Origin of the sequence: Dialister sp. (assembly GCF_036343215.1) — a bacterium.
Classification (GTDB): Bacteria; Bacillota; Negativicutes; order Veillonellales; family Dialisteraceae; genus Dialister.
This window is the reverse complement of sequence record NZ_JAZASU010000084.1, coordinates 1-7,508: the sequence shown is the minus strand read 5'-3', so window position 1 is coordinate 7,508 and position 7,508 is coordinate 1. Positions and strand designations below refer to the sequence as shown.

General features: G+C 51.4%; 6 protein-coding genes. All 6 read right to left on the bottom strand.

Annotation, left to right across the window (positions count from 1 at the left end):
• Window positions 1-376 precede the first annotated feature (376 nt).
• Window positions 377-1,261: an ABC transporter ATP-binding protein gene (locus tag VZT47_RS08600; RefSeq protein WP_330224558.1), complete on the bottom strand. Its 885-nt coding sequence runs from the start codon at window positions 1,259-1,261 to the stop codon at window positions 377-379.
• Between the two features lie 2 nt (window positions 1,262-1,263).
• The gene (locus tag VZT47_RS08595) at window positions 1,264-2,037 is read right to left on the bottom strand and encodes an ABC transporter ATP-binding protein (RefSeq protein ID WP_330224557.1); all 774 of its coding nucleotides are present in this window, start codon (window positions 2,035-2,037) and stop codon (window positions 1,264-1,266) included.
• Window position 2,038: 1 nt separating this feature from the next.
• Window positions 2,039-2,872 carry an ABC transporter permease gene (locus tag VZT47_RS08590; RefSeq protein WP_330224556.1) on the bottom strand — a complete coding sequence of 278 codons (834 nt, stop codon included), beginning with the start codon at window positions 2,870-2,872 and terminating at the stop codon, window positions 2,039-2,041.
• Window positions 2,869-3,810: an ABC transporter permease gene (locus VZT47_RS08585; protein WP_330224555.1), complete on the bottom strand. Its 942-nt coding sequence runs from the start codon at window positions 3,808-3,810 to the stop codon at window positions 2,869-2,871. The genes VZT47_RS08590 and VZT47_RS08585 overlap by 4 nt, the downstream gene beginning before the upstream one ends.
• 58 nt (window positions 3,811-3,868) lie before the next feature.
• Complete coding sequence (locus tag VZT47_RS08580) at window positions 3,869-5,383, bottom strand: ABC transporter substrate-binding protein (RefSeq protein WP_330224554.1); 1,515 nt, start codon at window positions 5,381-5,383, stop codon at window positions 3,869-3,871.
• A 494-nt stretch (window positions 5,384-5,877) separates the two neighbouring features.
• Window positions 5,878-7,116, bottom strand: a complete 1,239-nt coding sequence (locus VZT47_RS08575) for an S-layer homology domain-containing protein (RefSeq protein ID WP_330224553.1) — start codon at window positions 7,114-7,116, stop codon at window positions 5,878-5,880.
• Window positions 7,117-7,508: the final 392 nt, after the last annotated feature.

Sequence of the window (7,508 nt, the reverse complement as noted above, 5' to 3'; positions counted from 1 at the left end):
TTTTTTCCATTGTGTCAAGCTTTCCGCGCATTAAAATTTAAAATTAATAAATTAAAAAGCGTATCCTGCTGGATACGCTAAAATAGGGTTATGTAATTGTCTGTTTTTAGGAGTAAATCCTTAAGTGTGTGCCATTACCCTCGATAGGGGAGCTCCCGCGAAGCGGGTGAGGGGACGAACTGCACTTTCGTCAGTAAATTTCCCCCGCATTTTCGAAAAGCGTCCCCCAACGGGGGACGCTCCCGGAGGGTGAAGGGGGCTTGCTATAGTAAGAATGCCAACTGCCTCAAAAGTCTCATGCGTACCGTAATGCCGCCGTTCCCCATCGCGTTTTCTCATTTTAAAAGGACTGTGAATGGTTTCACAGTCCTTTTTCTTATTTCATTCTGGCCAGGACCTGATGGTCTGGAGACAGGGAGATATCTTTTTCTTTGAGGCCTTCCGCTGAGGATTCGCTGCAGGTGCTGAAGGTACCATTCTCGTAGAGGAGGATTTCCCCTTCCGGTTCCGGAATGATTTCCTCCCTGCCCTGGATCTGGGCTTCCAGGAGGCGGCGGGAGGCGGGATGGATGGCTTTTTTCAGATCTTCGGAACGAAGCCGCTCCACGATCTGCCCGTTTTCCATGATGATCATCCGGGTTGTGACAGCCTGGACGGCAGCCAGATCATGACTGACGAAGACCCCGGTGAAATGGAGATTTTCATGAAGTTTCCGGATCAAGGCGAGGATATTTTTCTGTGTAATCACATCCAGAGCACTGGTGGGTTCATCGAAAAGGATGAGTTTCGGCCGGACCAGAAGGGCCCGGGCGATGACGATTCTCTGCAGCTGCCCGCCGGAAAGGCGGTGCGGGAGGGCACCAAGCACATGGGAAGGAAGGTCGGTCAGCCGGAGCGCTTCTTCCAGAAGTTTCATTTCTTCCCTTTTGGGGCAGAGATGAAAGTTCCGGACCGGTTCCTGCAGGAATTCCCCCGCCGTCATGCGGGGACTGAAGGCATCGGAGGGATTCTGGAAGACCATCTGCACGAACCGGTAAAAGGGGCCTTTGATTTCTTCTTCCCAGTGAAGGCCTCCTTTGTCCGGTTTTTCCATGCCTGCCAGGATCTGGAGGAGCGTGGATTTGCCGCAGCCGCTCTTGCCTGCAATGCCCAGCATTTCTCCTTTATGGAGGGTGAGGGAAATATTCCGGAGTGCCCGGAAAGGGCCTTCTTTGGCAGCGAAGGTTTTGGATATGTCATGAAGGGTAAGAAGTGTTTCCATAGTCACCTCAGTGTGAGCAGGGAATCCAGCAGCTCTCTGGTAAATGCATGGCGGGGATTCTTCTGTATTTCCTCCGCTTTTCCTTCTTCAATCATTCTTCCATCTTCCATAATCAGCAGCCGGTCTGCCAGATAGGCTGCGGCATTCAGGTTATGGGTGACAAAAATGATGGAAGTTCCCCCGGAAAGCAGTTTCCGGGCCCGGTTCAGGAGGACCAGGGAAGAAACGGTATCCAGTGCGCTGGTAGGTTCATCCATCAGAATCAGGGGCGGTTTGAAGGCCAGGGCCATGGCGGAAGCCGTTTTCTGCTGCATGCCCCCGGAAAGCTGGAAAACATAGGAGTCAAGGACCCTTCTCCCGTCAGGAAGGCCGGCTTCGGAAAGCCGTTTCAGGGCCAGTTCTTCCCATTCGCTTTCTTTCACTCCGTGGGTGAGGAGGAAATCCCGGAACTGCACGCCTATTTTCAGATTTCTGGCGATATAGCTCCCGGGCTGCTGGAAAATGAGGGCGATTTTGCGGCCCGTCATGGACTGCCATTCCCCGTCGGACATAGTCTTCAGACTCTTCCCGCGGAAAAGGATGTCTCCCTCTGTGATGCGGCCTCCTTCCTGAAGGATATGCATGATGGCCTTCAGGATGGTGGATTTCCCGCAGCCGCTTTTTCCCACGATGGCCAGGGCATGGCCCGGGTGAAGGGAGAAGGAAATATGTTTCACTGCTTCGAAATTTCCATAGGAAATAGAAAGATTTCGCACTTCCAGAATCGGTTCATCCATACTAAGCCCTCCCTTCATCATGGGGATCGAGAGCATCTCTCATCACATCACCGAGCAGGTTGAAAATGAGGACCGTAATGAAGATGAAAAGTCCGGGGAAAAAGAGGAGCCAGGGAGCGGTCTGCATATAGGCCCGGGAATTCATGAGGAGGGTCCCCCATTCCGGCCAGGGCGGCTGGATCCCGATGCCAATGAGGGAAAGTCCGGCCACGGTCAGAATGACTTCACTGATATGCTGGCAGAAAAAGACAAGAAGCTGGGGCACCACATTGGGCAGGATGTACCGTCCCACTACCCGGGAAGGGGAAGCGCCGGCAAAAGGAGCAAGCCGGATATAGCCCCTGCTTTTTTCTATTTCCACCAGAGTCCTTGTAACCCGGGCATATTCTGCCCATTTCGTGACCACCAGAGAGAAAACGATATTGAACAGTCCCGGTCCCAGGATACCGATGAGGGAAATGGTAAAAACCATGGTGGGAAGGGACAGGAAAAAGTCAAGCACTCCCGAGCAGAAAGCGGCCGCCCGTCCATTTCCCAGGGCCATAATCGTTCCCAGAAGGACTCCAAGAATGGCCGTCAGGGCGACTGTCAGGAAAGCAATGGAAAGACTGATCCGGCCGCCCCAGAGAATCCGGACCATTTCATCCCTTCCCAGCTGATCCGTACCCATCCAGTGCGCGCCGCTCACTGAAAGGAGGCGCTCACCCATATGGACCTGGTAAGGATCGGAGGAAGTCAGATAGGGAGCTGCTGCCATGATGAGAATCCAGAGCAGTGCCAGACCGCCCAGAAGGCGGAAATGGCTGCTCTGCCATAAAAGTCTCAGCGTTCTCATGAGAGGCCTCCCTTCTCCCTGGCTTCCGGCGAAAGGTAAAGGCAGAGAAGATCGGAAATGAGATTCACCAGGATGAAAATGCCTGCACCCCAGAGGATATAGGACTGCATGAGGATGTAATCATTATTCAGAATCGCATCCACCATGAGTTCCCCCATGCCCCGCCAGCCGAAAATGGTTTCAATCACGGCGGAACCGCCCAGAATATTTCCCATGGTCAGCCCCAGCATGGAAATCACGCCGGGCAGCGCATTGGGGAGAAGATATTTCCTCCAGATCATGGACCGGGGAAGGCCGAGGGTCCTGGCGCCTAAAATGTAATTTTTCCTGTACTCTTCCAAAAGAGCTCCCCGGAGGCGCCGGATATAAAGTCCGCACATCCAGACCGAAAGGGCCACGGTGGGAAGAATCATTCCCTGGGCGCCCCGGGCATTGACCGGCAGGAGCTGCAGTTTCACGGCAAAGAAATAAATAAGCAGCAGGGACAGCCAGAATGTCGGGATAGCCAGGCCCACAAAGGTAAGGATGCGGATGACCAGATCCGGCAGGCGGCGGTAATAATGAAAAGCCGCAAAAGCCAGAGGTACAGTCACCAGAATGGAAAGGAGGAGGGATGAAAATGCAAGGGCTGCCGTTTTCGGAATGGCACTTCCTACCAGTACGCTTACAGGCTGGCTGAAGGCCAGGGAATACCCGAAATCCCCGTGAAAAAGTCCCAGAAGCCAGCGGATATACTGGATGTACACCGGCTGATCCAGACCATACTGCTCCCGCATGGAAGCGATAAGCGACGGATCCGGGGCCACGCCCTGACGGAGAAGCTGCATTTCCACAGGATCTACGGGGGAAAGATTGAGCAGGAAAAAGGTGAGAAGTGTCAGCAGGATAAGAGTCACCACCATATGAATGACCCGCCTGCACACAAGGGAAAGGAACATGGAAATCTCCCTGCCTTCTGAAAAGAAAAGAGCCCTGAGGGCTCTTTTCGGAAATCACTCAGATCGTGATATCTTTCGTGATGACATAGTAATCGATCGGGAATACCGGTACATTCTTCACTTTCTTCGTGGTGACGATATTGTTGGCCGGATAATCGAGCCAGATGGCCACATTGTCGGATACGACTTTTTCTGCAATTTCCTTTGCCAGGGCCTGGCGGTCTTTCGTGTCAAAGGAAGCATACATCTTGTCCAGGAGGGCATCCACTTCCGGATTGGAATAGCGGCCATAATTGGAACGGCTGCCGGTGCGGTATACCTGGTCAAGGAACCAGTAGGTATCGTTCGTGCCTGCGGTAATCCAGTTCGTTTCGGTGAGATCATGGGCTTCTACTTTGGAAATATCCGGTTCCTGGATGCGGACGATCTTTGCATCAATACCGGATTCCTTGAGCTGGGCCTGGATGGCTTCATACATCTGGCTCTTATTTCCCCAGACGGCCATGGACAGGCTGAGGGGCTTCCCGTCTTTCACATAAATGCCTTCTGCATTCTTTTCCGTGTAGCCGGCAGCGGCCAGTTCTGTTTTGACTTTATTGGCATCAAAGGCCTGTTTATTTTTGGTCTGGGCATAAGGAATGGATGGCGGGAATGGAGCGCCTGCAGGGAGGGCACCGTTTCCTTCCACTTCAGCAATGGCATTGTAATTGATTGCCGATGCCACGGCCTGACGGAGATGGGGGTCTTTCAGGACGCCTTCCACGTTCATATCCATCATGTATACACGGGTGCCCACGGTTTCATGGATGTCATATTTGTCATTGGCAAAGAGGGAGCGGCTTGCCGTATCCATACGCTGGATCATGTCCAGTTCCCCGGACTGCAGGGACATGGCCCGTTTGCCGTCATCTTTAATGAATTTCACGGTCAGAGAATCGAGACCGGTCTTGCCGCCCCAGTAATTGTCATTCTTCTTCAGGTCGATTTCTTCATTCTTCGTGTATTTCGTGATCTGGTACGGACCGGTCAGGACAGGAGTGGATTCTGCTTTCGAGAGATCTGCCTTCGTATCGATGATGCAGAAAGCCGGTTCCGTGATCGTAGCCAGAAGAGCTGCATTCGGTTCGCTGGTTTCGATGATCAGATTCTGTCCATCCACCTTGATTTCCTTAATCTTCGAAGACTTCTGGGACCGTTCGCTTTCCTTCAGCGTCCGTTCCAGAGAAGCCTTGACCATTTCCGGAGTCATGTCGTCGCCATTCTGGAATTTCACTTTTTCACGGATGTGGAATTTCCAGGTGGTGGGGCTTACATTTTCCCACTTGTCCGCCAGCTGGCCGGCAAATTCCATCTTGTCCGTCACGGTGACAAGTGTTTCACCGGCGCCGATACGGGTAATGGTCCATCCATCCCAGGCATGAGCCGGATCGGCCGTTTCACCCAGCCAGTAAAGACCCACATTCAGATGTTTGTCAGCCTTCGCGCTCTGCGCCTGCTGGCCGCCTCCGCATCCTGAAAATACGGCTGCTGCACAAAGCATTCCCATGGCTGCTGCTAATAATTTTCTCCTCATAATATCCTCTTTTCCCTGAAAATATTAGAAACTCTCCTAATATATTAGCTCTGATTTTCGAGTTAATCAATAATTAGTTTGAAAAATATGATAATATGAAATGAATATTTTAAAAATATTCTGTGAATTTTCCAACATACATATAAAACCAGGGAACGCTCCGGGTACAGAGACCACCTGCTTTCCGGCAGAGGTCCATTTCCCGGATGTCTTCTTTCAGTCAGACCCTGTGTACCGGGAAGCTTATGAGGCTGATGCCCGACCGTTTCCCGGCCAATCGGGACGGCACTTACGCCGGAGATGCCTTTTTACCGGACATCCCTATCTTTTTCAGCGTTTTGCCCCACGCCGTCTTTTGCTTTTGAGAACCGTGAGCGGATTGCTTTTCAATGGAACCCCACTGATCAGCCGCAGCCGGCTGAAATCTTTTATCCTGCAGACAATCAAAAAGAGCCCCCGCAGGGGAGCTCTTTTTAGTTCGTGAACGGAAACTATCAGAAGTTGTAGTTCAGGGATACGGTGAAGGTATCATCGAGGTCGACATCGCTGTTGGTGCTTACATCGAATGCGTATTCGCCATGGAGACGGACATTCTTGGCGAGCATCACATCGCCGTTAACCAGCCAGAAATGAGTGTCATACTTATTTTCAGTAACATTCAGGGGGAATGCAGTGAAAGTGGAAGCAGCGCCACGGTAAGCACCCTTTTCATCCTTCACGTACTGAGCAGTCAGTCTCCAAGTGCCCGGTTTCTTAGCCGCATAGTGACCATAGCCGATACCTGCAGTCCAGAGAGCCGGATCGCCTTTGGCATCGGTATTCTGATAGTAATCGCCAAATACATCCAAATCATCGGTAATGCCAGCGGTCAGACCTGCACCCCACCATGTGCCCTGGTCACCCTTTCCGGTAAGAGTCATGTATCCGGCATCATAAGCAAAACGTCCAGATTTACCAATGACTCTTGCAAAAGCAAGGTCTTTTCCGTCAAAACCATCGGCTTCCCATGCATTGATGCGGCCAAAGCCTGCGTTGAGGGCAAGTTTGCTATTACCAAAGGTACCCTGAACGCCATCGAGGACGTCATCAACGAAGAGAGCTGTCTGGCCGAGGGTGAGGAAAGATTTACCAAGATCTACACTTGCATTATCGCCAAACTGATGATGAACGTAGAGGACGTTCATGGAAGTAGAGCCGTCATCAGCAGCCTTGAAATCCATGTTCTGAACGAGACGGCCGCGAACATAGGTGGAATCATTGACCTGAGCCTTAACATTGATACGCATACGGCCATCCCATACGCCGGTTGTATCACCGGTGAGTTTGCCATCAGCGTCTTTAGTATATTTTTCTTTATAGCGCATACGGGCATCGCCGAACCAGGTGATGTTGCCTACTTTCTTTTCCAGGTTGCCTACGCGAACGCCCAGGTTTGCCAGTTCGTCTGCATATTCGCCGGACAGTTTGTCCAGGGTGGCTCTCTGCTCAGCATTCAGCTGATCTTCTTTAGCCATGAGGCGGGCGATGATCTGAGCCAGTTCGTAACGGGTCATGTTCTTTTCGCCTTTGAAGGTGCCGTCCGGATAGCCTTCTACGACGCCCTGGTCGGACAGATCGGAAACTGCCTGATATGCCCAGTCATCAGTGGACACATCAGAGAACGGGTTGGCAGCGTATGCGGATACGCCAAGGCCGAGTGCAGCGCAAGCTGCGATTGCGAGAATTTTTTTCATAATATCCTCTCCTCTGTGGAACAATAAAATAGAAATATATGACATGCCCTGTAAAGAAGAGAGTTTTCACTGCGAGTTGCCGTGTTTCCTCGGTGTACTCTTTCTCTTCTTTCATCCCCGCGGGCGAGTGAGATGCGAATGACTGTATAGCCGAAAGGCATCTGTCTTACATAATGCTTGTATTTGAAAGTTCGCAGTTATCAGAGCCTCACATAGTGCCTGGAAACTTAAATTATTACATTACAGGTTCTTAAAACGGTCCCGTTGTCAAGGACACTCATTCCTAATTTTTCTGTTCGGGGGTTAGCCCTTTTTAGGCGGTTTTCTTCTCTTTGTCCTTCTCCTTTTCATCTATTTCATGCTGGATATTTTCAAGTCTTTCTTTTAAAACC